This is a genomic window from Streptomyces sp. SP18BB07 (assembly GCF_036322545.1).
GTDB classification, from domain to species: domain Bacteria; phylum Actinomycetota; class Actinomycetes; order Streptomycetales; family Streptomycetaceae; genus Streptomyces; species Streptomyces deccanensis.
On record NZ_JAQYWT010000222.1, the window covers coordinates 1 to 24,891 of the forward strand.

Genomic DNA, 24,891 nt, shown 5'->3' on the forward strand with positions numbered 1-24,891 from the left:
CGCGTCCACCGCTCCAACTCCGCCTGCTCCTCAGCGGACAGCAGTAACGGCTCCAACTTGGGGCCCCGACGGGGAACTGACGCACCAGCAGCAGAAGTCATGCAACTACTAACGATCAACTACTGGCGCAGGACACTAGCAGCCAGGACGACACCCGCCCCCGCCCCCACCACCACACCGCCGCCCTCGACGACCAGTCCGCGTTCATCGCCAGCCTCGGCACCAACAGGTCGGAACGCATGCGGGACGTCCTCGGCACCATCCAGGCCGACCAGGACGCCATCATCCGCGCGAGTTCACGGGGCGCTCTGGTCGTGGACGGCGGCCCCGGCACCGGCAAGACGGTCGTCGCCCTGCACCGCTCCGCCTACCTCCTCCACTCCGACCCCCGTCTGGGCCACCGCCGGGGCGGCGTCCTCTTCGTCGGCCCGCACCGCCCCTACCTCTCCTACGTCGCCGACGTCCTGCCCAGCCTCGGCGAGGAGGGTGTGCAGACGTGCATCGTGCGGGACCTGGTCGAGGAGGGGGCGGCGGCCGGCGTCGAGCCCGACCCGGAGGTGGCCCGCCTGAAGTCGTCGGCGGCGCTGGTGGACGGGATCGAGAAGGCCGTCCGCTTCTACGAGGAGCCGCCCACCGAGGGCATGACGGTCACGACCCCCTGGTCCGACATCCGGCTGAGCCCCGCCGACTGGACGGCGGCCTTCGACGCGGCGGAACCGGGCACCCCGCACAACGAGGCCCGCCACCAGGTCTGGGAGGAACTGCTCACGATCCTGACGGACAAGCACGAGGCGGCAGCCGCCGCCGACCCCGCCGGGGACCCCGATGCCGAAGCGGCCGTACCCCCCGCCCTCCTCCGCAGGGCCCTCCTCCAGAACCGGGACCTGGTCACCACCTTCAACCGGGCCTGGCCGCTCCTGGAGGCGGCGGACCTGGTGGGGGACCTGTGGACGGTCCCGGCGTACCTGCGGCTGTGCGCCCCCTGGCTGACCCGTGACGAAGTACGACGCCTCCAGCGCGACGACCCCCAGGCCTGGACGACCTCCGACCTCCCCCTCCTCGACGCCGCCCGCGGGCGCCTCGGCGACCCGGAGACGGCCCGCCGCAAACGCCGCCACGCCGCGACCCTCGCCGCCCAGCGCGAGCGTATGACCCAGGTCGTGGACAACCTCATCGAGGCGGTGGCCAACTCAGGCGCCGACGGTGACGACGGCGAGGGTCTGGTGACGATGCTGCGCGGCGAGGACGCCCAGGTGAGCCTGGTCGACGACTCCGAACTCCACACCGCCGACCCGGACTTGCTGGCGGGCCCCTTCGCCCACATCGTCGTGGACGAGGCGCAGGAACTGACGGACGCGGAGTGGCAGATGCTGCTGCGGCGCTGCCCGTCCCGCAGCTTCACGATCGTCGGCGACCGCGCGCAGGCCCGGCACGGCTTCACGGAATCCTGGCAGGACCGTCTGAACAGGGTGGGCCTGGACCGCATCACACAGTCCTCCCTCACCATCAACTACCGCACGCCGGAAGAGATCATGACGGAGGCGGAGCCGGTGATCCGCGCCGCCCTCCCCGACGCGAACGTCCCGACGTCCATCCGCAGCAACGGCATCCCGGTCGAACACACCACCACATCGGACCCGACCGCGACCCTGCGCTCGGCCCTGGACTCCTGGCTGTCCACCAACCCCGACGGAACCGCGTGCGTGATCACCGCGCCGGGCTCCGCGACACGCGTCCGCCCGACCCCCCGCGTCCGCCACCTCACCCCCGAACTCTCGAACGGCCTCGAATTCGACCTCGTCGTCCTCGTCGACCCGGAATCCTTCGGCGAGGGCATCGAGGGAGCGGTGGACCACTACGTGGCGATGACCCGGGCGACCCAGCGGCTGGTGGTCCTCACGACCACCTGATCCCGACGATCCCGACGTTCATCCGCTGCGGGCGGCCCCCTCCGGCCACACGACGTCCACGGGAATCCCGGCCGCCCGCGCCGCGAGCACGGCATCGGCGGTGCCGCCGCCCTTGCCGGTGGGCGGCGCGCCGTCCCATACGGCCACGAGGCGGTCGGCCCGTGAGATCAGTACGGCGTTGGCGGCCTCGTACGCCTCCCGGTCGGCCGTCTCGTAGGGAAGCGCGACGACCTCCTCGGCGGCTGCCAGGAGCCGGTCGTACGAGGCCCCGTGCTCGGGCTCGACGGTGCCGCGCCGGTAGTCGCGCGAGGGGACGATGACGACCAGCCCCCCGCCGAGGCCGAGCACGGCCTCGGCGAAGATCGTGTCGGCCCCCTTGGCGATGCAGGACACCCCGACGAGCGAGCCGCCCTCCTCGACGTACGGCCTGAGCAGCCCGTCCAGCGCCGCACGCACCAGAGGAACGGCCCCCTCGCTCAGATCCAGGTGCCCGGTCACAGCGATGGTCGCCACGGCGGCCCCCACCCTTCGAGTCGACGTCAGGGCGCGGATCGTATGCGATGAAGGGCGGACCGTCGATCACTGTGCCGGCCTGAAATCATGGGCGCGTCATGTTCGTTCGCCCGTGAGGTGATTTCTTGAGGAAGGTGGCACTGCGTCCGCACGCACTGTTGCCTCGGCAGTACGACCACCAGAGGGTTCTGGCGACCACCGTGGACGCCTGGGGCCGGACTCTCTGGCTGATCTGCCCCGACGCGGAACTCCGCCCGAGCCCGTACGGCAGGCCCTCCCCCCAGCCCCGTAGCCGCCCGTACGACGCGCTTCTGGTCGTCGACGACCGCGGCGCGATCCGTGAACTGTCCCTGCGCGGGATGACGTTGCGGGTGACCCACATCGACGCGCTGCCCAACGGCCGCTTCGTCGTGCAGGGATACGGCACCGCAGGCGACCGCACCGCAGGCGACCGACACAACGCGCAGATCTACGGGACGGACGGCCGCCGCCGCCGTGGCTTCGCGATGGGGCGGGCGGTCGAGCACCTGATGGCGGACCGGCGCCACCATGTGTGGAGCACCTACTTCGACGAAGGCGTCTACATCGACCCGATCAGCGCCGCCGGCCTGGTGCGCTGGGACAGCGGCGGCAACCGGCTATGGGGGTACACGCCTCCGGAGGGCGTCGAGCACATCGACACGGTCTACGCCCTCAACGTCGACGACGGTGTCGCGTGGGCCACCTACTACCCGACCTTCCCGCTGCTCGAGGTCCGGACCGACGGTGCGACCCGGCTCCGGCGGACTCCGGTGGTCGCTCCCGCGGGCATCGCCGTGCACGGAGACCACCTCACGATGCTGGGGGGCGACCGGCAACCGGACCGCCTGCACCGCTGCCGCCTGACGGAGGACGAGGCCCTCCTCGTCGAGGAAGCCTGCCTCACCCTCCCCGACGGGACACCGCTCAAGCGGTACACACGCCCCGTAGGACGGGGCCGGCAGCTGTATCTGCGCGGCACGTCCCCCAGGCAGTGGTACGTGATGAGGGTCTAGGTGACTGTCCAGGTGGCTCTTCCGAAAAAAATCCGACGGCGATGTCGAGAACCCGCGTCCCGCTCCGTCCCCGGTGTGAACGCGACCACAATGGGTCGCACGAGGACCGAGGAGAGCACCACGATGGCCAAGTACCTGCTGCTGAAGCACTACCGAGGCGCCCCGGCCGCGGTCAACGACGTGCCGATGGACCAGTGGAGCCCGGACGAGATCTCGGCGCACATGCAGTACATGAACGACTTCGCCGCCCGGCTGGAGAAGACCGGCGAGTTCGTCGACGGCCAGGCGCTCGCGCCCGAGGGGACGTGGGTGCGCTACGACGGTGAGGGGCGCCCGCCGGTCACCGACGGCCCGTTCGCGGAGACCAAGGACCTCATCGCCGGCTGGATGATCATCGACGTCGACAGTTACGAGCGCGCCGTCGAGCTGGCCGGGGAACTGTCCGCCGCCCCCGGGGCGGGCGGCAAACCGATCCACGAGTGGCTGGAGGTACGCCCGTTCTACGGCGTGCAGCCCACCATCACGGAGTGACGTCTCAGGGGTCCACGATGTCTACGGGTTCCACGGGTTCCACGGGTTCTACCGGTTCTACCGGTTCCACGGGTTCTACCGGTTCCACCATGGACGCGGTCCTGCTCAGGAGCCTCACGCCCAGCGTGCTCACCGTCCTCGTCCGCCGCGGAGCCGACTTCGCGGCGGCCGAGGACGCCGTGCAGGACGCGCTGGTCGAGGCCCTCCGGGTCTGGCCTGCCGACCCGCCGAGGGATCCCAAGGGCTGGTTGATCACCGTGGCCTGGCGCAAGTTCGTCGACGCGGCTCGCGCCGACGCCGCCCGCCGCCGGCGCGAGGACCGCGTCGAGGAGGAGCCGCCGGCCGGGCCCGCGCCCGCCGTGGACGACACGCTCCAGCTCTACTTCCTCTGCGCCCACCCCTCGCTCACCCCCGCGTCGGCGGTCGCGCTCACCCTGCGCGCCGTCGGCGGCCTCACCACCCGCCAGATCGCCGAGGCCTACCTCGTGCCCGAGGCGACCATGGCGCAGCGGATCAGCCGGGCCAAGCGGACGGTCTCCGGCGCGCGCCTCGACCGGCCCGGTGACGTCGCCACCGTGCTGCGCGTGCTCTACCTCGTCTTCAACGAGGGCTACTCCGGCGACGTCGACCTCGCGGCCGAGGCCATCCGGCTCACCCGGCAGCTCGCGGCCGCGATCGACCACCCCGAGGTGGCCGGGCTGCTCGCCCTCATGCTGCTCCACCACGCGCGCCGCGCCGCCCGGACCGCGCCGGACGGCAGCCTGGTGCCGCTCGCCGAGCAGGACCGCGGCCGGTGGGACACCCGTCTCATCGCCGAGGGCGTCGAGATCCTCCAGGCGGCCCTCGCCCGCGACCGGCTCGGCGAGTTCCAGGCCCAGGCCGCCATCGCCGCCCTGCACGCCGACGCGCCCACCGCAGCCGAGACCGACTGGGTGCAGATCGTCGAGTGGTACGACGAGCTGGCGGCTCTGACCGACAACCCGATCGTCCGGCTCAACCGCGCGGTCGCCGTGGGCGAGGCCGACGGACCCCGCGCCGGGCTGGCCGCACTCGCCGAACTGGACGCCTCGCTGCCCCGCCACACCGCGGTCGCGGCCCACCTCCACGAGCGCGACGGCGACCTGGCCACGGCCGCACGGCTGTACACCGAGGCCGCCCACAAGGCCCCCAACCTCGCCGAACGCGCCCACCTCACCCGCCAGGCCGCCCGCCTCAACACCCGCCACTGAGGCACACCGCCCGCATATCACCGGTATCTCGCCCGCACCACAGGGCGTTCACATGCTCAGACAGGAGTCACTTCCTCGGATCGCATCTCCCCAAGTAGCACCGAAACCCTGCTCGCTCGTGCCCGCAAGGGTTCATCCATGTGAACAAAAATCTGCGCGTTCTATTGACGTGCTCAGTTCACCCCTCGACACTCCCTCCAGGGAAAGCGCTTTCTGCATGCACTTCGGACCGCATTCTGGATCTCATCCCTGGAGACCGAACAATGCAATCGACGCACGTGAGACCCGTCATGGCGACGGCGAGCGCAGGCCTGGTGGCAGGACTGCTGGTCGCGCTGTCCGGTACGGCGGCGCAGGCCGCGACCACCCGGTACGAGGCCGAGTCGGCACCGGCCGTCTGCACCGGGACCATCGACTCCGACTGGACCGGCTACTCGGGCAGCGGATTCTGCAACGGCACCAACGCCGCAGGCGCCTACGCGCAGTTCACCGTGACCGCACCCGCATCGGGCACGGCGACCCTGTCCGTCCGGTTCGCCAACGGCACCACGGCCGTACGGGCCGCGAGCGTCACCGTGAACGGTACGACCGCCGCGACCACGTCCTTCGAGAGCACCGGCACCTGGACGGCGTGGACCACCAAGACGCTGACGGTGCCGGTCACGTCGGGCAGCAACGTCATCCGGATCAACCCGACGTCCGCCACCGGGCTCCCCAACATCGACTACCTCGACGCGAACGTGCCCGACGGCGGCGGCACCACCCCGCCGCCGTCGAGTTCCGCCCTCTACGTCTCGCCGACCGGGACCGACAGCGCGGCCGGCACCGTCTCCGCTCCCACCACCCTCACCTCGGCCATCAGCCGGATCACGGCGGGCGGGACGATCTACCTGCGCGGCGGCACCTACGCCCAGGCGTCGACCGTCACGATCCCGGTCGGCAGCTCCGGGACCTCCGCCGCCCGCACCACCCTGACCGCCTACCCGGGCGAGACGCCGGTCCTCAACTTCTCGGCGCAGAGCGAGAGTTCGTCGAACCGGGGACTGCAGCTCAACGCCTCGTACTGGCACGTCAAGGGCCTCGTCGTCGAGCGGGCCGGGGACAACGGCATCTACGTCGGCGGCAGCAACAACGTCATCGAGCGCACGGTGACCCGCTTCAACCGTGACACCGGGCTCCAGCTCGGCCGGATCGCCTCCACCTCGCCCAGCAGCGAGTGGCCCGCCAACAACCTGATCCTGAGCGCCGAGTCGCACGACAACGCCGACTCCGACGGCGAGGACGCGGACGGGTTCGCGGCGAAGCTGACGACCGGGTCCGGGAACGTGTTCCGGTACGCCGTCGCCCACAACAACATCGACGACGGCTGGGACCTCTACACCAAGCCGGACACCGGCCCCATCGGTCCGGTGACCATCGAGGACTCCCTCGCCTACGAGAACGGCACACTCAGCGACGGCTCACAGGCCGGCAACGGCGACCGCAACGGCTACAAGCTCGGCGGCGACGACATCGCGGTGAACCACATCGTCCGGCGCAGCATCGCCTACGACAACGGCAAGCACGGTTTCACGTGGAACAGCAACCCGGGCACCATGGCGGTCTCCGGCAACGTGAGCATCGACAACACCGAGCGGAACTTCAACTTCGACGGCGGTACGTCGGTGTTCCGCGACAACACCTCGTGCCGTAGCGGGAGCGGGACGAACGACCGGATCATCGGCAGCTCCGACAGCTCCAACCAGTTCTGGTCCGGGACGAACGGGTCCCGGTGCTCCTCGTACTCCGGCGGACTGCACTGGTCCTTCGGCGGCGACGGCAAGCTGAACGTCAGCTTCGGCTAGCCGGATGCGCGTGCCGTGCCGGTCGTCTCGACGAAGGCCGTCACGGCACGCGCGTACGCCTGCGGGCGAGCGGGCTCAGCCCGCGAACTGTCGGCGGTCAGCCCTGGGGCTCGCTGATGTTGACCATCCACGGGACGCCGAAGCGGTCCGTGCACATGCCGAAGACATCGCCCCACATCTGCTTGTCGAGCGGGACGGTGACGGTGCCGCCCGCGGAGAGCTTCTCCCAGTAGCCGCGCAGCTCGGTGTCGTCCTCACCGCTGAGGCTGACGGAGAAGCCGCCGCCGGGCTGGTACTCCATGCCGGGCGGGGTGTCGGCGCCCATGAGGGTGAAGCCGTTCGGCGCCTCCAGCATGCCGTGCATGATCTTGTCGGACTCCGGGGCGTCGGGCTGGCCGAAGTTGCCGAAGGTGTGCAGCGTCAGCTCGCCGCCGAAGACCTCCTTGTAGAACTCCATCGCCTGCCGGGCGTCGCCGTCGAAACTGAGGTAGGGGTTGAGCCGCGAGACCATGAGAACCTCCCTGAAACGGACAAACGGGCGTACGGTCGGTTGTCCGGAGACTAGCCCCCGGCACTGACAACGGCATGCCGGGAGCGGCGCCGAGGCAGCCCCCGGGCGCGGTGTCTCGGGGCGCGGGGGCCCGGCATCCGGCCCGGCTGCGCGAGGCGGGCCTCGTCACTCCACCCACCACTCGTCCACACCCTGTGGACGAGTCAGAACCCGCCCACCGCTGTCACCTATAACCCAGGTACGAGGAACACCTCGGCCTTCAGCCCGACTCGGGGCGGAGGGTCCGCGGCCTAGCCTGGTGGCGCCATGATGCGGACAGATGACGACCGGCTGCTCCCGGTCCTGCTGATCGTCGCCCAGGCCGTGCTGTGGCCGGGGGCGGCGCTGGTGCGCGGGACCGTCCCGAACGGGTCGGACCTGCTGGTGGCGGCCCTGGTCGCCGGAGTCGTCACGGCCGCGCTGGCGCTGCGCCGCAGCCGCCCGGTGGCCGCCCTCGTCGTGGTCGCCGCCGCGTGCGCGCTGGGCGCCGGGCCCCTGCCCGTCGGCGCGACGGCCCTGCTCGGCACGGCGGGCGTCGCGCTGACCCTCTACACCGTGGCCACCGAACGCGACACCTTCACCGCCGTGTTGTGCGTCGTGGCGCTCGCCGCGTGGCAGTTCCTGCAGCAGATCAGCCTGCACGGCCTCGGCGACCACGCGGGCCTCGACCACGTCCTCACCGCCCTGCTGTACGCCACCGCCTGCGGCGCCGGCCTCCGCGTACGACGGTCCCGGCGCGCACGGTGGGCGGCCGAGCAGCGGCTGAAGCGGGCCGAGTCGGAGCGGCACCGGCTGCCGGCGGTCGAACGGCGGCGTATGGAAAGGGAGTTGCACGATGTCAGCGCCCATCATCTGACTGCCGTCGTCGTCACGGCGGGGGCCGCGCTCGGACTGCGCGACCAGCGGCCCGAACTGGCCGGGGAGGCACTGGAGTTCGCCGTCGAGACCGGCCAGGAGGTCACCCGTGCGCTCGGCGCGGTACGGGCACCGGCGCCCTCCCGGGAGGATCTGCCGTCACCGGAGGAACGGCTGCTGGACCTCGTCGCCGGGTTCCGCCGCCTCGACCAGCGGATCGACTGCGCGATCGACCCCCTGCCGGACGGGGCCGTCGCGGACGCGGCGTACGGCATCGTGCGCGAGGGCCTGACCAATGTGGCCCGGTACGCGCCGGGCGCGCACACCCGGGTGCGGGTGCGGTACGGCGACACCCGCACGGACGTCGTGGTCACGAGCGCGGCGCCGCCCGCCGGGACGACGGCGCACGCGGCGGGTCTCGGGGGCGGGCGCGGTCAGGGGTTCCTGCGTTCGCGGGCGCGGGAGGCGGGCGGGACGCTGAGCAGCGGGCCGACGGAGGAGGGCGGTTGGGAGATCCGGGCGGCGCTGCCCGGCCGGACGGCCGCGCCGGTGGAGGCGGCGCTCCCGCGCGGCTACCGGGCGGCGCAGCTGGTGGCCGCGGCCGGCCTCGTCCTACAGCCCCTGCTCCCGGCGCTGGTCATCCGCCCGGACACCGCGACGGCCACCCAACAGGCGTCCGCCGGCACCCTCTTCGCCCTGCTCGCCGCGGCCCAGGCCCTCACGCTGCTCTGGCTCCCGCGCGCGCCCCGCACCGCCCTCACCCTCCTCCTGACCCTCCCCCTCCTCTGGCCCCTGGCCATGACCACGACCCACTACACCGGCCCACCCCTCCTCCCCCCGGCCCTGAGCCTGATCACCACCTGCGCGGCCGTCACGACCCGAACGGCCCGCCACAGCACGGAGAACGGCACACGCGAGTCGGTGGTGTTTCCCCTCGCCGCCGTCCTCGTGCACAGCGTCGCCGGGGTCGTCGCCGTGCTCGGGCGGGGAACGGCGGTCTCCGGGTGGCTGGTCGGGGCCGGGGTGAGCGCCGGGGCGGCGCTGGTGGTGGCGGGGGCCGTGTGGGGCGGGGTGGTGCGTGGGCGGCGGGAGAGGCGGGTCCGGGGGGCGCGTGACGAGCGGGTCGCCGTGTGGACCGAGGAGGCCGTGCGGGACGCGTGGGCCGAGCGGCGCCGCATCGCCGCGGGGCTGGAGACGACCGTGCTGTCCCGGACCGCCGACATGGTCGAGGAGGCCCGGGCCGGCCGCCTCGACGCGGTCGCGGACCGCGCCCGCGAGGCCCTCGCCGCGATGCGCGCCCTGCTCGACACCGTCCGCGACGGCGAACGCGGCACGGGCCCCGGCCGCAGTCCGCAGCCCACCCTCCAGGCCCTCGACCTGCTCGCCCACCAGTCCCGCGCCACCGGCCGCGACGTCCGGATACGGCTGACCGACCGCGTGCCCGAACGCCTCCCCGCCGCCGTCGACCTGGCCGCCTACCACGCCGCCGAAACGATCCTCGCCGCCGGCGACGACCAACCCGCGATGCTCGAATTCGACGCCGACGACGGTACGTTGACGCTCACCGCCACCGGCGTGCCGCGCGCCGCGCTCAGCGCCGTACGGGAGCGGCTGACGGCCCGCGTCGCGCCGCTCGGCGGCACCCTGACCACCGGCGGCCCGGACACGGTCCACCTCCGGCTGCCGCTCGCCGCGGCACCGGTTCCGCAGCAGGGCGACGCGACAGAGGACGAAGAGGGAAGTGACGGATGAGCCTCAGGGTGCTGGTCGTCGACGATCAGGGCATCGTACGGGCGGGGTTCGCCGCCGTGATCGACGCCGAGGAGGACATGACGGTCGTCGGTGAGGCCGCCGACGGCGCCGAAGCGGTGCGGCTCGCCGAGGAGTTGGCACCGGACGTCGTCGTCATGGACGTACGGATGCCCCAACTCGACGGCATCGCCGCGACCCGCATCATCACCGGTCGGGACGACGCGCCCCGCGTCCTCGTCCTGACCACCTTCGACCTCGACGCGTACGTCTTCGACGCTCTGCGCGCCGGTGCCTCCGGCTTCCTCCTCAAGGACGTGCACGCGGGCGAACTGCTGGCCGGCATCCGGGTGGTGGCCGCGGGCGAGAGCGTGCTCGCCCCGTCCGCGACCCGCCGCCTCATCGGCCACTACGCCTCCGGTACGACGCCGGCCACGGCGGACGGCGGCGCCCTGCGCGCCCTCGACGCCCTCACCGGCAGCCAGCGGGGCGTCCTCTCCCTGCTCGCCACCGGACTCACCAACGCGGAGATCGCCGCAGAACTCGGCATCACCGTCGGCACCGTGAAGTCCCACGTCAACGCCGTGCTCCGCAAACTGGGCCTGCGCGACCGGGTCCAGGCCACGATCCTCGCCTACGATCTGGGCCTGGCCCGCCCGAACCCCCCGGGCACCCACTTCTGAGGCCACCCCGAGACCACCAGGACCGCCCCATGACCGAGGCACCGACCCCTCCCGCGCCGCAGCGGCCGTCCGCGTCCCGCCGCCCCAGCCCCGGCGATCTGCTCGCCCTCGTCTACCTCGCGCTCTGCGTCGGTCTGCTGGTCTGGGCGCTCGCGGCGAGCTCCCGTGACGGCTCGGACGGGTCCATGGCGATGGTCATACCGATCCTGGCGACGGCGCCGGTCGGCTTCGTGTGGCTCGCCCTGCCGGACGGGGTCGCGATGGCCGTCGTCGCCGTGCTGCTCGGCGGCCTGGCCAACGCGGCCGTCATCGCCTGGTGCGGCCGCGTCCTCGCCCGACGCGGCCGCCCCGACCCAGTGCCCTGACCCACCGCCCCGCGTCGCGGAAGGTGCTCTTCCGTCGCGTGGCCGGCCGGTGTCACAGGCCGAACTCCTGCGGGGACAGGCCGAGGGTGGCGCAGGCCTCGCGGAGGACCTGCTCCTCGGTCTGGGCGATGTACCCGTCGGCGCCCGCCACCACGAAGCCGGTCTGGACGACCGCCCGCGCCTCCGTCGGCTTCTTCGCGGCCTTGGCGATCTCCGTGAGGGCCTCGGCCTTGCCCTGCTGGAAGTTGCGGGAGAGCTGGTCGACGTGCCGGTTGAAACGCTGCCGCAGCTGGTCCGCGGGGAAGTTCTGCAGGACGTCGTTGTTCAGGATCAGCGACTCCACGTGCTGCCGCTCGGCCGGGTCCACGTTCCCGTCGGCGGCGGCGACCAAGGCGCACATGGCCATGCTGGCGTCCCGGTAGGCACCGCTCTTCAGCTCCGTCTTCAGGGAGGTGAGCTGGGACTTGAGCGCGCTCACCAGCTGGGCCTTCGAGCCGCCGGAGGACCGCCCGGACCCGTGGGACCCGTGGGACCCGTGGGACCCGGTGGCGCCCGTGGAACCCAGGGGTCCCGCCCCCGGCTGCCCGTGCCCGCTGCCGCCCCGCGCGCCCTGCGCCTGCTGCTGCAGACCCTTGGCCTGGTCCTTGATCCGGTCCCACATCGCCATGCGTGCCACCTCGGCTTCAGCCCGTGTCGTGCCGGTCGTTCCGGTCGTCCGCGTGCGTTCCGCACGTCTCCCTGTGAACGCCCGTCACCCCCGTAGGAGTTCCGCGACCGGCCCACGTCCTCGACGCGCCCACCCGTCAACGCGTAACCCATCGGTTACGCTTTCGGGGTGAACGAGGACGACCCGGATGAACTGAGCGTGGTGGCGGACGCGATCGCCGATCCCGTGCGCCGCGAGATCCTGACGATGTTGCACCACGCGCCGCTGACGGCCGGCGACATCGCCGCCCGGTTCACCATCAGCCGGCCCGCGATCAGCCGCCATCTGCGGGTGCTGCGGGAGAGCGGCCTGGTCCGGGACGAGCAGCTCGGACGCCATCGGCGCTACTCGCTGGTCCGCTCCCGGCTGGGTGACCTCGCCGCCTGGCTCGCCCGGTTCGACCCCGCGCACGATCCGCACACCGCCCGCCACCCCGAGGAGGACACGGCATGACCCAGGAGCCCACCGGACGGCTCGTCCCCACGCCGACGGGGCACGACCTGATCCTCACCCGCGTCTACCGCGCCTCCGCCGACGACGTCTGGGCGAGCGTCACCGAGCCGGAGCGCACCGCCCGCTGGTTCGGCCCGTGGCGCGGTCAGGCCGGGCCCGGCCGCTCGGTCGAGGTCCAGCTGGTGTTCGAGGAGTCGGCGCCCTGGTGCCCCCTGCGGATCGAGGCCTGCGAACCGCCGCGCCGGCTCGCCGTCTCGATGGAGGACGAGGCCGGGTCCTGGTCGATGGAGCTGCTGCTCTCCGAGGCCGACGGCAGCACCGAACTCCGGCTGGTCCATCACCTCGCCTCCGCCGAGCACCTCGGCGAGACGGGACCGGGCTGGGAGTACTACCTGGACATGCTCACCGCCGCCCGCACGGGCGGCCCGCGGCCCGACTTCGGCGACTACTACCCCGCGCAGAAGGCGTACTTCGAGGCCCTGGCCTGAGCCAGACCGCGTCGTGCGCCGCGTCATGCGTCCTGTCGTACCGGCCGGCTCAGCGGCCGTTCCCCTTCGCGGGAGCGCGGCGGCGCCCCTGGGACGGGCGACCGCGACGGCCGCGCGACGACGCCGAGGAGGGGCGGGCGGGCGGCTGCTGGGTGACCGGAGGGGTGAGGACGACCGGGACGCCGGAGGGTGCCTGCGCGCCGGTGATGCGGTTCAGTTCGGTACCGCCCGAGCGGACCGTCGTGGTCGTCGGGGTGATGCCGGCGACCGCCATCAGCCGGGTGACGTCCCGGCGCTGGTGCGGCAGGACGAGCGTGACGACGGTGCCGGACTCGCCCGCACGGGCCGTACGGCCGCCCCGGTGCAGATAGTCCTTGTGGTCGCCCGGCGGGTCGACGTTGACGACGAGGTCGAGGTCGTCGACGTGGATGCCGCGCGCCGCGACGTTCGTGGCGACCAGGGTGGTCACGTCCCCGTCCTTGAACTGGCTCAGGGCCCGGTTGCGCTGCGACTGCGACTTGCCGCCGTGTAGGGCGGCGGCCCGCACGCCCACCGCCAGCAGCTTCTTGACCAGCCGGTCCGTCGCGTGCTTGCTGTCCAGGAACATGATCACGCGCCCGTCACGGGCCGCGATCTCGGTCGTGGTGGCGTGTTTGTCGTCGTCCTCGATGTGCAGCACGTGGTGGTCCATCGTCGTGACCGCGCCCGCGGACGGGTCGACGGAGTGGACGACGGGGTCCTGGAGATAGTCGCGGACCAGCCGGTCGACGTTGCGGTCCAGGGTGGCGGAGAACAGCAGCCGCTGGCCGCCGGGGCGCACCTGGTCGAGCAGCGCGGTGACCTGCGGCATGAAGCCCATGTCGGCCATCTGGTCGGCCTCGTCCAGGACGGTGATCGCGACCTGGTCGAGCCGGCAGTCGCCGCGGTCTATGAGGTCCTTGAGCCGGCCGGGGGTCGCGACGACCACCTCGGCACCGCCGCGCAGCACGCTCGCCTGCCGTCCGAGGGACATGCCGCCGACCACGGTGGCGAGCCGCAGCCGCAGCGCGCGGGCGTACGGGGTGAGCGCGTCGGTGACCTGCTGGGCCAGTTCACGGGTGGGGACGAGGACGAGGGCCAGCGGCTGCCGGGGCTCGGCGCGCTGTCCGGACGTACGGGCCAGCAGGGCGAGGCCGAAGGCGAGCGTCTTGCCGGAGCCGGTGCGTCCCCGGCCCAGCACGTCACGGCCGGCCAGGGAGTTCGGCAGGGTCGCGGCCTGGATGGGGAACGGCTCGGTCACCCCTTCGGTCCGCAGCGTCTCCAACAGCCGCGCGGGCAGCTCCAGTTCGCCGAACGTCTCGACCGCCGGCAACGCGGGTGTGACCGTGACGGGCAGCGCGAACTCCCCGCCAGCGGCGGCTGCGACGGCGCGCCCACCACTCCGGCGACCCCGCCCGGCCTTGGCCGCCCCGGCCCTGCCGGAGCCGTTCTTGCCCGCGCCGCCCTTGCCCGCGGCGCCCCTGCCCTGCGTGCCCTGGGCGCCTTGGCGCTGGGTGTTCTTGGCGGTGTCCCCACGGCCGGCGGTGTTCTTCGCGGTGTCCCCGCGGCCCGATCCGGCTCCGGCCGTACGGGAAGGAGCCCCCTGGTCACCCGCCCCCGCGCCCTGCGAGCGTGCGCGGTTGCCCCGGGTCGCGCCGGTGCGGGCGGAGCCCTCCGTGCGGGACCGGGAGGAGCTGGTGCTGTTCGTACGAGCCGTGCGGTTCATGGGGACCTTCCTCGATGCGGCGGCGCCTGTCGCACACGAGCCGGGGCCCGCACCCTTTCGGGCGCGGGCCCCGGCTCATGCGTTACGCGTCAGCGTCAGGCGGGAACGATGTTCTCGGCCTGGGGGCCCTTCTGGCCCTGCGTGACGTCGAAGGTCACCTTCTGGCCTTCCTGCAGCTCACGGAAGCCGGAGGTGGCGATGTTCGAGTAGTGGGCGAAGACGTCGGGGCCGCCACCCTCCTGCTCGATGAAGCCGAAGCCCTTTTCCGAGTTGAACCACTTCACGGTGCCGGATGCCATGCTGAAACTCCCTTGATGCAGTGCCCGGAGCCCACACTTTGCGGACCCGGTGTCGCAGCAACGGTTCGACCCGACGGGAAGTAAGTCCCGGAAAGCCCCGAGAAACAACAAAGAGTGCTCGTCGACGGAAGGTCGAAGAGCACTCAGAAGCCTCTGGTAACCAAAACTGCCACTTCATGTCAAGGTAGCACAGCTGTGGAGAGCGCGCAGGGGGACACACGGGTCAGTTTGGGTCCGTGTCGTCGAACGCCTCCGTAGCACCGGCAGCGTCGTGCCGAGGAGCGCAGTGGCCGGTCGGGATATCGGATCGGCATACGTCCATCTCTCATCATCACTGTGCGACCAAAATTCGTTACTCTCCGGCCATGGCTCTCCTCGGTCGCCGACGCGGCACGATCAGAATCGCCCCCGAGCTCGACGACACGGACCTGGGCAAGGTGCGCAAACGTCTGGTCGAGAGGGGCAGTTCGGGCGGCCGCAGTCTCGCGGTGGCCATGATCGAGCAACTGCTGCGCGACACCGGCCGCGACTGGGACCGCAGGGCCCACCGGCTGAGCGTCCTCGCCGAGTCGACGTCCCCCGCCCTGCAGCGTTCCTGGGCGGAGGAGCAGGCACAGGATCCGGACGCGCGGCTGCTGTTCGCGTGGGGTGTCCTGCTGCGGGCGCGGTACGAGGAGCAGCCGGTGCCGGGGGAGACCCGGGAGGCGCTCGACGCGTGCGAGCAGGCCGCCGCGCTGCGGCCGGAGGACCCCACGCCTTGGGTGGTGCGCCTCGGTCTGCTGCGGTTGTGGCGCCGGCCGCAGCAGGAGGTCTTCCCGCTCTGGGACGAGATCGTCCGGCGTGATCCCTGGCACCGCGAGGCGCACTTCCAGATGCTCGGCTACCTCTCGCCGTGGGAGTGCGGTTCGCACGCGCAGACGGTCGACTTCCTGGACCGGGTGCGGGCGGGGACGGCGCCCACGGCCCCGACTGCGGGGCTGGAGATCGCCGCGCTGATCGACCTGTACCTGGGCACCCTCGACCAGGGTGGTCTGGAGGCCCTCACCGCCGTCCACCTGTGGAGCCGGCCGAACGCGGTGGCCGCGCTGGACCGGGCGACGGCCGACTGGCCGCGGGCGGGGTATCTGACCCATGCGGCGGCCGTCGCCGATCTCAACCTGCTGGCGTACGCGTTGGTGCAGGCGAAGCGGGCCGGGGAGGCGGGGGAGGTGTTCCGGGCGATCGGGGGGCTGGTGACGGCGTATCCGTGGGCCCTGGAGAGTGGGGATCCGGTGGCGACGTTCGGAGCGTGGCAGCAGCGGGCGGTGGGGTGACCGTGCGCTTGGCGGGGTGGGGGGTGTGGGTGCGTCGGCGGGTGCGGCTCCGGTGGGGCTTCTCGCGCAGTTCCCCGCGCCCCTGAAAAGCCGGGGCTGCGCCCCGCGCTTTTCAGGCCCGCAGGGCCGTGGTCTTTCAGGCCCGCAGGGCCTGGTCTTTTAGGGGCGCGGGGAACTGCGCGACCAGCCCCCACGCACCCGCACCCGACAACGCACCCGAGCCGCCCCTGCCTGCTTGCCTACCTACCTACCTCTCGGCGTTCGTGCGAGCCGCGGCATCGCCATGCCCGCCAGCAGCGCCCCCGGTACCGCCAGGGCCAGCCACACCGCCGTCGTGGTGTCGCCGCCGATGAGGGTCGTGAAGTTGGCGATGATCAGCCAGATCGCGGCGGCGATGCCGCCCGCGCCGAGCGCGGGGGCGATCAGCGTGTTCCAGAGCCGCGTGTCGCCGGACCGCTCCTGGCGGAAGTACACGATGACCGACACCGAGGTCAGCAGGTACAGGAGCATGATCGCCAGGACGGCGAGACCGCTGAGCCAGGAGAACAGGGTGAGGACGGGGTCCTTGCCGGCCAGCGCGAAGGGGAAGACGAGCAGCGCGGCGACACCGGTCTGCGCGACACCCGCGAGCCACGGCGACTGGCGGCCGTTGAGCGAACTCAGCGCGCGCGGCAGCAGCCCCTCCCGGCCGAGCGAGAAGAGGTAGCGGTTGGCGGAGTTGTGGAACGCCAGGATGCTGGCGAAGAGCGAGGTGGCCAGCAGGATCGGCAGCGCGTCGCCCGCCCACGCGCCGAGTTCGGCGGCGACCGGCGCGGCGACGAAACCGGCCCCGTCCCCGGCCTCCAGCGCCTTGCCCGCGGCGGCCGCGCTGGAGGAGGGGCCGTGCGCGGAGATCAGCATCCAGGACGTGAAGGCGAAGAACGCGGTGACGAGGACGACCGCGAGGTAGGTGGCCCGGGGCACGGTGCGGTGCGGCTCGCGCGCCTCCTCGCCGTAGATCGCGGTCGCCTCGAAGCCGAACATCGACGCGACGGCGAACATCAGCGCTACCCCGGGCGCGCCGTCGAGCGCCGCAGAGAGGGAGAAGGAGGAGCCGGGGGCCAGTCCCTCGGGGCCGCCGCCCTTGAGGAGCATCACCACGCCGAAGACCAGCAGCAGACTGATCTCGGCGAGCACGAACACGGCGAGCACCTTGGCGCCCACGTCGACGCCGGTGGCGCCGAGCACCTGCACGATCATCATCGTGGCGAGCGCGAAGAGCCACCAGGGGATGTCCGTCTCCAGGTACTGCAGGGCCAGCCCGTTCATCACGGCGCCGAACAGCCCGTACACCGCGGCCTGGATGGCGTGGTACGCGAGCAGCGCCACCCCCGCGCTGCCGGCGGCGGCCGTACCGCCGAGGCCCTTGCCGACGTACGAGTAGAAGGCGCCCGCGTCGACGACGTGGCGGCCCATCGCGACGTAGCCGACGGAGAAGAGCAGGACGACCACACCGGCGACGAGGTACATCGCGGGGACGCCCGGGCCGTTGCCGATGGCTATCGCCACCGGGGCCGCTCCGGCGACACCGGTCAGCGGTGCCTGTGCGGAGAGCACGAAGAAGAGGATGCCCAGGACGCCGAGCGCGTTCTGTTTGAGGGAGCCGGTGGACGCGTAGCCGTCGCCGGCCGCGTGCCGGGTTCTGGGCGCACTTGTGGACATGGTTCACCTGTCGGGCGAAGGGGAAGAGTTTGGTTTCGGCTCAAACGAGCTGCCCCATGTTTGCCCCAACACGCCTGGCTGGCAAGGGAGTGACACGTGTAGGGCCACAGATTGTTCGGGTACGTACGACGTTCCGTGCGCGTCCGGCCGACCGGACACGCGAAAGCGGTCTGCTCGCTCGGGCGCCGTCGACGAGTGGGCGTCCGCCCCGGGGTCGAGCGCGACTCCGGCGCGGACGCCCGTCCCGCGCCGGCGTCAGTCCGCTCGCCGCAGGCCCGCCACGAGGACGGCGACCAGGCGGCCGGCGTCGTAGTCGGGATCGTTCTCGGCGCCGATGCACAGGTTGCCGACGCCCCGCATGAGTTCGAGGGCCGTGAGGTCGGACCGGATCTCCCCGGACTTCGCGGCGGCGTCGAGCAGTTGGGCGCAGACGGGGACGAGCCGGTCGAGGAAATGGGCGTGCAGGGTCTGGAACCCGGCCTCGTCGGAGTGCAGCGCGGCGGCGAGGCCGTGCTTGGTGACCAGGAACTGCACGAAGAGGTCGATCCAGTGGCTCAGGGCGGCGTACGGCGTGGGCCCGGCCGCCAGTAGCGCTGGTCCGGCCTCGGCGCAGGCCTCCACCTGGTGCCGGTAGACGGCGACGACGAGGTCCGCGCGGGTGGGGAAGTGGCGGTAGATCGTGGCCGTGCCGACGCCTGCCCTGGCCGCGATGTCGCGCACCGGCGCGTCGACGCCCGCCTCGACGAACGCGGCGGCGGCCGCGTCGAGCAGCGTCTCCTGGTTGCGCCGGGCGTCGGCCCGCTGGGGTCTGGCGGCCCGCCGTCCTTGCCGGGTGCCGCCCTCGACGTCCCCGCTGCCGTCCGTCACTTCGCCTCCTTCGCCGTCTGACGTGCCAAATCTACCGGGCTTGTTAAACGGGACAGCGTTCCGTATCGTCGACCACAGAAACGGGACGGCGTCCCGTTTGTTGTCGGAACGCGCGAAGGAGACACAGCCATGCAGTACCGCACCCTGGGCCGCACCGGTGTCCGGGTCAGCTCGCTCGCGCTCGGCGCGATGAACTTCGGCCGGATCGGGCGCACCACGCAGGACGAGGCCACCGCCCTCGTCGATGCCGCCCTGGAGGCGGGGGTCAACCTCGTCGACACGGCCGACATGTACGGCGACGGGGAGTCGGAGGAGATGGTCGGCAAGGCCATCGCCGGCCGCCGCGACGACATCGTGCTGGCCACCAAGGCGGGCATGCCGATGGGCGAGGAGCTCAACCACCGGGGCGGTTCACGCCGTTGGCTGGTCACCGCGCTCGACGACAGCCTGCGCCGGCTCGGCGTCGACCACGTCGACCTCTACCAGCTCCACCGCTGGGACCCGGCCACCGACGACGAGGAGACCCTGTCCACCCTCACCGACCTGCGACGCGCGGGGAAGATCCGCTACTTCGGCTCCTCCACCTTCCCCGCCCACCGCATCGTCCAGGCCCAGTGGTCCGCCCGCGAGCACCGCCTCGGCCGCTACGTCACCGAGCAGCCCAGCTACTCCCTCCTCCAGCGGGGCGTCGAGGCCCACATCCTGCCCGTGGCCGAGGAGTACGGGCTCGGCGTCCTGGTGTGGAGTCCGCTGGCCTCGGGCTGGCTGTCGGGTGCGGTCCGCGAGGGCCGGGCCGTCGCCACGAGCCGTTCCGCGTTCATGCCGGACCGCTTCGACATGGCGCTCCCGTACAACCGGGCCCGGCTCGCCGCCGTGGAACAGCTCGCCGTGGTCGCCGAGGAGGCCGGCCTGACCCTGATCCAGCTCGCCCTCGGGTTCGTGACCGCCCACCCGGCCGTGACCGCCGCGCTCATCGGCCCCCGCACCCCGGAGCACCTGCGCGCGCAGCTCGCCGCCGCCGACACGGTCCTCTCCGCCGACGTGCTCGACGCGGTCGACGCCGTCGTCGCCCCCGGTACCGACCTGGCCCCGCACGAGAAGCACGACGCGCCGCCCTCGCTGCTCGACCCGTCCCTGCGCCGCCGCTGACCGCGCGACGTGGAGCTGCCGATGCTCACTCGACGGTCACGAAATAGTGTGAAAAGGATGGAGTGGGACATATCCAAGGTAGAGGTGCGGGGCTGGGTGGAGAACGGCCTCGCCGGGTGCGGATCCCGGGTGAGAGCGAGATGAGCGGACATGGAACGGCGGGGCGTCGACACATCGGGAGCGGGCCCCGGCCCGGACACCGCGGGTGAGGCGCTCACCGCACGGGCCACCGTCGACGAACAGGGCACCGTCACCGGCTGGAGCGCCGGCGCCGAACACCTCCTCGGCTACACCCCGACGCAGATCCTGGGCCTGCCCGCGGCCTCCCTGCTCGCCGAGGAGCTCCCGGCGGACGTCCTCCCGCACTTCGCCGACCTGCCACGCTGGCACGGCACCCTCGTCCTCAGGCACCGCGACGGCCGCCGTCTGGAGGTCAAGGTCCTGGCGCACCACCGCACGTCGTACGGCGGGGTCCGCGACTGGTTCCTGGTCTCCGCCCTGACGGGGACCCGGCCCCGCCACGGCGACGACGCGCTCACGCTGCACGGCCTCCTCGACTCCCCGTGCTGCTCGACCTCGGTGCACGACACGGACCTGCGGTTCCGCGCGTCCAACCGGGGCTCGCGCGAAGCGCTCGGCCTGAGCGAGGAGGACCTGCGCGGGCTGCGCATGTCGGAGGCCGTGGACGACCCCGCCATCGGGGAGGTCGAGCGGCTGATGCGGCTGGCCCTGGACACGGGTGAACCGCAGCACATGGAGAACCACGCGCAGGCCCCCGGGGAGACCCGTGAGCACGCCTGGTCGGTCGACCTCTACCGGCTGCAGGACGAGAACGGCCGCGTCCTCGGCGTGGCGACCACCGGGCACGACATGACCGAGCAGTACTGGGCCCGCAAACGCCTCCAGCTGATCGCCGAGGCGGGCCGGCGCATCGGCAGCACCCTCGACGTGACGCGGACGGCCCAGGAACTGGCCGACATCGCGGTCCCCGACCTTGCCGACTTCATCAGCGTCGACCTGCTGGCCTCCCTCGACGACGGCACCTCCCCCGTCTTCACGGCGGCGGGGGAGTACGGCCCCACCTCACGGCTGCCGGCGGCGGGCCGCGCCCTCGCCCTGCGCCGGGTCGCCCACCGGTCCGTCCACCCGGGGACGCCCGAGGCGGTCGTCGCGCCCGGCGAGGTCGACGAGTACCCGGACGGGTCGCCGCCGGTGGAGAGCCTGCGGTCGGGGCGCGCCGTGCTGTTCCAGGTGACCGAGCCCGCGATCGCCGACTGGGTGGCCCAGGACCCGCGGCGGGCCGCCACCATCCGCGACTTCGGGTTCCACTCGGCGATGACCGTGCCGCTCTCCGCACGCGGCACCACCCTGGGCGTCGCCGTCTTCGCCCGCCACCGCCACCCCGACCCCTTCGAGCAGGACGACCTCGTCCTCGCCGAGGAACTGGCGGCCCGGGCGGCGGTCAGCATCGACAACGCGCTGCGCTACACGCGCGAACGCGGCACCGCCGTCACCCTCCAGCGCAGCCTGCTGCCGCAGAGCCTGCCCGAGCAGGCGGGGGCCGAGGTGGCCTCCCGCTACCTCCCGGCCGGCGCCCGCGCCGGGGTGGGCGGCGACTGGTTCGACGTGATCCCGCTCTCCGGGGCCAGGGTGGCGCTGGTCGTCGGCGACGTCGTCGGCCACGGCATCCATGCCTCCGCGACCATGGGCCGGCTGCGCACCGCCGTCCGCACCCTCGCCGACATCGACCTGCCCCCCGACGAACTCCTCACCCACCTCGACGACCTGGTGGCCCGCCTGGCCACCGAGGCGGAGGCCGCGGAACGGTCCGCCGAGGGGACCGACCGCGGGCGGGGCCGGGGCACCGGGGGCGGCACGACGGGCGTGACCACCGGCATGACCACCGGAATCGTCGGGGCGACGTGCCTGTACGTCGTGTACGACCCCGTGTCGCGGCGCTGCACGCTCGCGCGGGCCGGGCATCCGCCGCCGGTCGTGGTGGGCCCGGACGGCACCGCCGAACTGCTCGACCTCCCGGCGGGGCCCCCGCTGGGGCTGGGCGGTCTGCCCTTCGAGTCGCTGGAGACCGAGCTGCCCGAGGGCGCCCTGCTCGCCCTCTACACCGACGGCCTGATCGGATCCCGCAGCGCCGAGGACGACGGCGCCCGCCTCGACATCGACGACGGCATCACCCGCCTGTGCCAGGCCCTCGCCGCCCCCGCCGGCATCTCCCTGGACGCGCTGTGCGACCGGGTCCTGGGCTCCGTACTGCCCGAGCGGCCCACCGACGACGTGGCCCTGCTCCTCGCCCGCCCCCGCGCCCTCGACCCCGGCCGGGTCGCCACCTGGGACGTGACCGCCGACCCCTCCGCCGTGGCCGAGGCCCGCAAGAACGCGCTCGGCCGCCTGGAGGCCTGGGGTCTGAACGAATCGGCCTTCGTCACCGAGCTGGTCGTCAGCGAGCTGGTCACCAATGCCATCCGGCACGCCGAGCCGCCCGTCCGGCTGCGGCTCATCCACGACGAGAGCCTCATCTGCGAGGTCTCGGACGCCAGCAGCACGGCGCCCCACATGCGCCGCGCCCGCAGCTACGACGAAGGCGGCCGGGGTCTGCTCCTGGTCGCCCAGCTCACCCAGCGCTGGGGCACCCGCCCCACCTCCACGGGCAAGACGATCTGGACGGAACAGACCCTCGGCTGACGTGCGTGGCCGGTCCTACCGCCTGCCCTGCTTGGGGCCGCCGAGGGCGTCGGCGGCGTGCCGGGGGCCGGGCCCGGACGAGAACTGGCCGACGAGTTCACGGAAACACACCAGCGCGGTGATCGGGGGAATCCCGACGATCACCATGGCCAGCAGGGAACTCGGGGACTGGCCGATGCACAGGGCCACCGCCGTGCCGGACGAGAGCAGCATCACCGCCCAGGACCGCCGGGCGGTGCGCTGCTGCACCGCCGCCCGGACAATGGAAAGACCCGCCAGAAGCCACGGCCCGTACACGGTCAGCGGCCACCAGCGCGCGAGATGCTCCGACACCACCAGCAGCGCGATGTCGCGCAGCTGAATGTATGAATAGGAGACGGACCAATAAAGCATGGTCAGTGCGCACACGGCGATAGTCGTAATTAAGAACGCGACGGGGACGATCCGCGGGTTCCTGGCGAAGAAGTGGGCCCCCGGGCGGGGTCGGCGGCGGCTGACCGGGCGGCGCGGCAGGTCACGGACCTCCGGCAGGGTCGGTTCGGGAATCAGGCCGTGTGTCGCGTAGGCCATCTGGATCAGCTCGGCGTCCGGGTCCCACACGTCCGAAGAGGCCCGCGGGCCGGGGAGCCAGATGGGCTGTGTGTCGATCTGCTGAACCCCGTCAGGGTTTTGATCCACCGAATCATAATCGGTTCTCATTTTGAATCCTGCTCCATGAGGGATCCGCTTTTCCGACCGGCACGAGGGAGGCCGAGCCTGATTTTTGGCATTCGGGAGAATAGCGATCGGCGGTGATTTCCGCGAGGAGCGAACCGCGGTGGACGGCCGGTGAAACGGTGAATCCCGTCCGGCTCCGAACGAGTGGACTCGCGGAGCGTGTACGAGGCAGAGACCTTTGCCCAAGGCTCGGACGGTGACGCTTGCCCCTTCGAGACCCCGCTCCCGAGAAGGCGCCCCGACATGCGACGCACCCCCTTCCGCCGCCTGTTCGCCGCCGCGCTGCTGGTGGCGTCCGTGCTGGCCCCGATGGCGATGGCCCCCGCGACAGCCGTGCACGCCGCGGCCGACCGGTATGACGAAGACCGGTACGACAAAGGCCGGTACGACAAGGACCGGTACGACAAGAACGACTGTCCGCGCGGCGGTCTCGGCCCCGAACTGACCGCCCGTATGGACCAAGCCGTCGAGGGCGTCCGCCAGGAGGCCGGCATCCCGGGGGTCACCGTCGGCCTGTGGCTGCCGGGCCAGGGGTGCTACGTCCGGTCGACGGGGGTCGCCGACATCGTCACCCGCCGGCCGATGACCACCGACCTGTTCATGCGGATCGGCAGCGAGACGAAGACCTTCACGGCCACCGCGCTGCTCCAGCTCGTCGACGACCGCCGGGTCCGCCTGGACGACCCGATCTCCCGCTACGTCCGGGGCGTGCCGAACGGCCATCGGATCACGGTGCGTCATCTCGCGCAGATGCGCAGCGGCCTCTTCCCGTACAGCGCCGACCCGGACTTCGTCCACGCCCTGTTGAGCGACCCGAGCCGCTTCTTCACGCCCCGGGAGCTGCTCGCGTACGCCTTCCGGAAGCCGAACACCTTCGCGCCGGGTGAGCGGTTCCAGTACTCCAACACCAACTTCGTCCTGCTCGGCCTGGTGGTGGAGAAGGTCAGTGGCAAGCGCTTCGCCGACTACCTCCGCGAACGGGTGATCCGCCCGGCCGGGCTGCGCCGCACGCTGTTCGCCGAGGGCCCCGGGTTCCCGGAGCCGCACGCGCGCGGCTACACCAACCAGACGCTCAGCGGTGAGATCGAGGACGCCACGGACTGGAACCCCAGCTGGGCCTGGGCGGCCGGCGCGATGATCTCGGAGCTGCGCGATCTGCGCCGGTGGGCCGAGGTCGTCGCCACCGGGACCCTGCTCAGCCCGCGGACCCAGCGCGAACGGCTGAAGACGCTGCCGACCGGCTTCCCCGGCACCGACTACGGCCTCGGCATCTTCGAGAGCGGCGGCTGGATCGGGCACAACGGCTCCATCCCCGGCTACCAGAGCGTGACCGTGTACCTGCCGGAGCGGAAGGCCACCCTGGTGGTGCTGCTCAACACCGACGTGACGTACGAGGGCCAGGAGCCGTCCTCGCTGGTCGCCCGCGCGATCACGGAGGTCGTCACCCCGGACCACGTCTACGACCGCCCGGCGCCCCCGCGCTGAACTATT

21 protein-coding genes and 1 pseudogene are annotated in these 24,891 nt (G+C 72.4%); 14 read left to right on the top strand and 8 right to left on the bottom strand.

The window, feature by feature from the left end; translation table 11 throughout:
* Nucleotides 1–179: 179 nt before the first annotated feature.
* Nucleotides 180–1,910, top strand: a pseudogene (gene helR / locus PUR53_RS05365) (RNA polymerase recycling motor ATPase HelR); the annotation flags it as partial.
* A gap of 18 nt (nucleotides 1,911–1,928) precedes the next feature.
* On the opposite strand, the gene PUR53_RS05370 reads toward helR, so the two are convergent.
* A complete protein-coding gene (locus tag PUR53_RS05370; RefSeq protein ID WP_329897088.1) occupies nucleotides 1,929–2,423 on the bottom strand; it encodes a hypothetical protein in 495 nt (164 codons plus the stop codon).
* A 134-nt stretch (nucleotides 2,424–2,557) separates the two neighbouring features.
* Between PUR53_RS05370 and PUR53_RS05375 the strand changes: the two genes are divergently transcribed.
* From PUR53_RS05375 to PUR53_RS05390, 4 genes are all read left to right on the top strand, one after another.
* The gene (locus PUR53_RS05375; RefSeq protein WP_329907572.1) at nucleotides 2,558–3,457 is read left to right on the top strand and encodes a hypothetical protein; all 900 of its coding nucleotides are present in this window, start codon (nucleotides 2,558–2,560) and stop codon (nucleotides 3,455–3,457) included.
* A 123-nt stretch (nucleotides 3,458–3,580) separates the two neighbouring features.
* Nucleotides 3,581–3,988 (top strand): YciI family protein, encoded by a 408-nt coding sequence (locus PUR53_RS05380; RefSeq protein ID WP_329897087.1) that lies wholly within the window; start codon nucleotides 3,581–3,583, stop codon nucleotides 3,986–3,988.
* Nucleotides 3,989–4,077: 89 nt separating this feature from the next.
* Nucleotides 4,078–5,217, top strand: coding sequence for an RNA polymerase sigma factor (locus PUR53_RS05385; protein ID WP_329897086.1), 1,140 nt, complete (start codon nucleotides 4,078–4,080; stop codon nucleotides 5,215–5,217).
* Nucleotides 5,218–5,507: 290 nt separating this feature from the next.
* Nucleotides 5,508–7,061 (top strand): carbohydrate-binding protein, encoded by a 1,554-nt coding sequence (locus tag PUR53_RS05390; RefSeq protein ID WP_443080262.1) that lies wholly within the window; start codon nucleotides 5,508–5,510, stop codon nucleotides 7,059–7,061.
* Between the two features lie 97 nt (nucleotides 7,062–7,158).
* Here the strand turns inward: PUR53_RS05390 and PUR53_RS05395 are convergent, their stop codons facing one another.
* Nucleotides 7,159–7,572: a VOC family protein gene (locus PUR53_RS05395; RefSeq protein WP_329897084.1), complete on the bottom strand. Its 414-nt coding sequence runs from the start codon at nucleotides 7,570–7,572 to the stop codon at nucleotides 7,159–7,161.
* A 309-nt stretch (nucleotides 7,573–7,881) separates the two neighbouring features.
* Between PUR53_RS05395 and PUR53_RS05400 the strand changes: the two genes are divergently transcribed.
* The 3 genes from PUR53_RS05400 to PUR53_RS05410 are packed head-to-tail and all read left to right on the top strand — an operon-like array spanning nucleotide 7,882 to nucleotide 11,263.
* Nucleotides 7,882–10,218 (top strand): histidine kinase, encoded by a 2,337-nt coding sequence (locus PUR53_RS05400; RefSeq protein ID WP_443080264.1) that lies wholly within the window; start codon nucleotides 7,882–7,884, stop codon nucleotides 10,216–10,218.
* Nucleotides 10,215–10,898: a response regulator transcription factor gene (locus PUR53_RS05405; protein ID WP_329897082.1), complete on the top strand. Its 684-nt coding sequence runs from the start codon at nucleotides 10,215–10,217 to the stop codon at nucleotides 10,896–10,898. The genes PUR53_RS05400 and PUR53_RS05405 overlap by 4 nt, the downstream gene beginning before the upstream one ends.
* Before the next feature lie 29 nt (nucleotides 10,899–10,927).
* Entirely contained in the window at nucleotides 10,928–11,263 is a 336-nt protein-coding gene (locus tag PUR53_RS05410) for an SCO4225 family membrane protein (RefSeq protein ID WP_329897081.1), read from the top strand.
* Between the two features lie 52 nt (nucleotides 11,264–11,315).
* On the opposite strand, the gene PUR53_RS05415 is transcribed toward PUR53_RS05410, so the two are convergent.
* The gene (locus PUR53_RS05415) at nucleotides 11,316–11,930 is read right to left on the bottom strand and encodes a tellurite resistance TerB family protein (protein ID WP_329897080.1); all 615 of its coding nucleotides are present in this window, start codon (nucleotides 11,928–11,930) and stop codon (nucleotides 11,316–11,318) included.
* A 168-nt stretch (nucleotides 11,931–12,098) separates the two neighbouring features.
* Here PUR53_RS05415 and PUR53_RS05420 point away from each other — a divergent pair, with 168 nt between their 5' ends.
* Entirely contained in the window at nucleotides 12,099–12,422 is a 324-nt protein-coding gene (locus PUR53_RS05420; RefSeq protein ID WP_329897079.1) for a metalloregulator ArsR/SmtB family transcription factor, read from the top strand.
* Complete coding sequence (locus tag PUR53_RS05425) at nucleotides 12,419–12,910, top strand: SRPBCC family protein (protein WP_329897078.1); 492 nt, start codon at nucleotides 12,419–12,421, stop codon at nucleotides 12,908–12,910. Before PUR53_RS05420 ends, PUR53_RS05425 begins: the two co-directional genes overlap by 4 nt.
* A 49-nt stretch (nucleotides 12,911–12,959) precedes the next feature.
* Here the strand turns inward: PUR53_RS05425 and PUR53_RS05430 are convergent, their stop codons facing one another.
* Nucleotides 12,960–14,654 carry a DEAD/DEAH box helicase gene (locus tag PUR53_RS05430; RefSeq protein ID WP_329897077.1) on the bottom strand — a complete coding sequence of 565 codons (1,695 nt, stop codon included), beginning with the start codon at nucleotides 14,652–14,654 and terminating at the stop codon, nucleotides 12,960–12,962.
* 95 nt (nucleotides 14,655–14,749) lie between these two features.
* A complete protein-coding gene (locus PUR53_RS05435; RefSeq protein WP_005483357.1) occupies nucleotides 14,750–14,953 on the bottom strand; it encodes a cold-shock protein in 204 nt (67 codons plus the stop codon).
* A 365-nt stretch (nucleotides 14,954–15,318) separates the two neighbouring features.
* On the opposite strand from PUR53_RS05435, the gene PUR53_RS05440 reads away from it, so the two are divergent.
* Nucleotides 15,319–16,266, top strand: a complete 948-nt coding sequence (locus PUR53_RS05440) for a hypothetical protein (protein WP_329907544.1) — start codon at nucleotides 15,319–15,321, stop codon at nucleotides 16,264–16,266.
* A 243-nt stretch (nucleotides 16,267–16,509) separates the two neighbouring features.
* Here PUR53_RS05440 and PUR53_RS05445 read toward each other — a convergent pair whose 3' ends face one another.
* Nucleotides 16,510–17,967: an APC family permease gene (locus tag PUR53_RS05445; protein ID WP_329907546.1), complete on the bottom strand. Its 1,458-nt coding sequence runs from the start codon at nucleotides 17,965–17,967 to the stop codon at nucleotides 16,510–16,512.
* A gap of 255 nt (nucleotides 17,968–18,222) precedes the next feature.
* Nucleotides 18,223–18,834 (bottom strand): TetR/AcrR family transcriptional regulator, encoded by a 612-nt coding sequence (locus tag PUR53_RS05450; RefSeq protein ID WP_329897074.1) that lies wholly within the window; start codon nucleotides 18,832–18,834, stop codon nucleotides 18,223–18,225.
* A 129-nt stretch (nucleotides 18,835–18,963) separates the two neighbouring features.
* Between PUR53_RS05450 and PUR53_RS05455 the strand changes: the two genes are divergently transcribed.
* Both PUR53_RS05455 and PUR53_RS05460 read left to right on the top strand, forming a co-directional pair.
* Complete coding sequence (locus PUR53_RS05455) at nucleotides 18,964–19,983, top strand: aldo/keto reductase (protein ID WP_329907548.1); 1,020 nt, start codon at nucleotides 18,964–18,966, stop codon at nucleotides 19,981–19,983.
* A 150-nt stretch (nucleotides 19,984–20,133) separates the two neighbouring features.
* Nucleotides 20,134–22,683: a SpoIIE family protein phosphatase gene (locus PUR53_RS05460; protein ID WP_329907550.1), complete on the top strand. Its 2,550-nt coding sequence runs from the start codon at nucleotides 20,134–20,136 to the stop codon at nucleotides 22,681–22,683.
* A 15-nt stretch (nucleotides 22,684–22,698) separates the two neighbouring features.
* Here the strand turns inward: PUR53_RS05460 and PUR53_RS05465 are convergent, their stop codons facing one another.
* Nucleotides 22,699–23,361, bottom strand: coding sequence for a DUF2637 domain-containing protein (locus PUR53_RS05465; protein ID WP_329897071.1), 663 nt, complete (start codon nucleotides 23,359–23,361; stop codon nucleotides 22,699–22,701).
* Nucleotides 23,362–23,643: 282 nt separating this feature from the next.
* Between PUR53_RS05465 and PUR53_RS05470 the strand changes: the two genes are divergently transcribed.
* Nucleotides 23,644–24,885, top strand: a complete 1,242-nt coding sequence (locus tag PUR53_RS05470; protein WP_329907552.1) for a serine hydrolase domain-containing protein — start codon at nucleotides 23,644–23,646, stop codon at nucleotides 24,883–24,885.
* Nucleotides 24,886–24,891 lie beyond the last annotated feature (6 nt).

Excerpts from the sequence above, each read along its gene's own strand:
- PUR53_RS05400 (WP_443080264.1), top strand. The coding sequence starts at position 7,882 with ATGCGGACAGATGACGACCGGCTGCTCCCGGTCCTGCTGATCGTCGCC.
- PUR53_RS05435 (WP_005483357.1), bottom strand. The coding sequence starts at position 14,953 with ATGGCATCCGGCACCGTGAAGTGGTTCAACTCGGAAAAGGGCTTCGGC.
- PUR53_RS05425 (WP_329897078.1), top strand. The coding sequence starts at position 12,419 with ATGACCCAGGAGCCCACCGGACGGCTCGTCCCCACGCCGACGGGGCAC.
- PUR53_RS05390 (WP_443080262.1), top strand. The coding sequence starts at position 5,508 with ATGGCGACGGCGAGCGCAGGCCTGGTGGCAGGACTGCTGGTCGCGCTG.
- PUR53_RS05405 (WP_329897082.1), top strand. The coding sequence starts at position 10,215 with ATGAGCCTCAGGGTGCTGGTCGTCGACGATCAGGGCATCGTACGGGCG.
- PUR53_RS05395 (WP_329897084.1), bottom strand. The coding sequence starts at position 7,572 with ATGGTCTCGCGGCTCAACCCCTACCTCAGTTTCGACGGCGACGCCCGG.
- PUR53_RS05380 (WP_329897087.1), top strand. The coding sequence starts at position 3,581 with ATGGCCAAGTACCTGCTGCTGAAGCACTACCGAGGCGCCCCGGCCGCG.
- PUR53_RS05470 (WP_329907552.1), top strand. The coding sequence starts at position 23,644 with ATGCGACGCACCCCCTTCCGCCGCCTGTTCGCCGCCGCGCTGCTGGTG.
- PUR53_RS05460 (WP_329907550.1), top strand. The coding sequence starts at position 20,134 with ATGGAACGGCGGGGCGTCGACACATCGGGAGCGGGCCCCGGCCCGGAC.
- PUR53_RS05440 (WP_329907544.1), top strand. The coding sequence starts at position 15,319 with ATGGCTCTCCTCGGTCGCCGACGCGGCACGATCAGAATCGCCCCCGAG.
- PUR53_RS05385 (WP_329897086.1), top strand. The coding sequence starts at position 4,078 with ATGGACGCGGTCCTGCTCAGGAGCCTCACGCCCAGCGTGCTCACCGTC.
- PUR53_RS05455 (WP_329907548.1), top strand. The coding sequence starts at position 18,964 with ATGCAGTACCGCACCCTGGGCCGCACCGGTGTCCGGGTCAGCTCGCTC.
- PUR53_RS05445 (WP_329907546.1), bottom strand. The coding sequence starts at position 17,967 with ATGTCCACAAGTGCGCCCAGAACCCGGCACGCGGCCGGCGACGGCTAC.
- PUR53_RS05430 (WP_329897077.1), bottom strand. The coding sequence starts at position 14,654 with ATGAACCGCACGGCTCGTACGAACAGCACCAGCTCCTCCCGGTCCCGC.
- PUR53_RS05415 (WP_329897080.1), bottom strand. The coding sequence starts at position 11,930 with ATGGCGATGTGGGACCGGATCAAGGACCAGGCCAAGGGTCTGCAGCAG.
- PUR53_RS05410 (WP_329897081.1), top strand. The coding sequence starts at position 10,928 with ATGACCGAGGCACCGACCCCTCCCGCGCCGCAGCGGCCGTCCGCGTCC.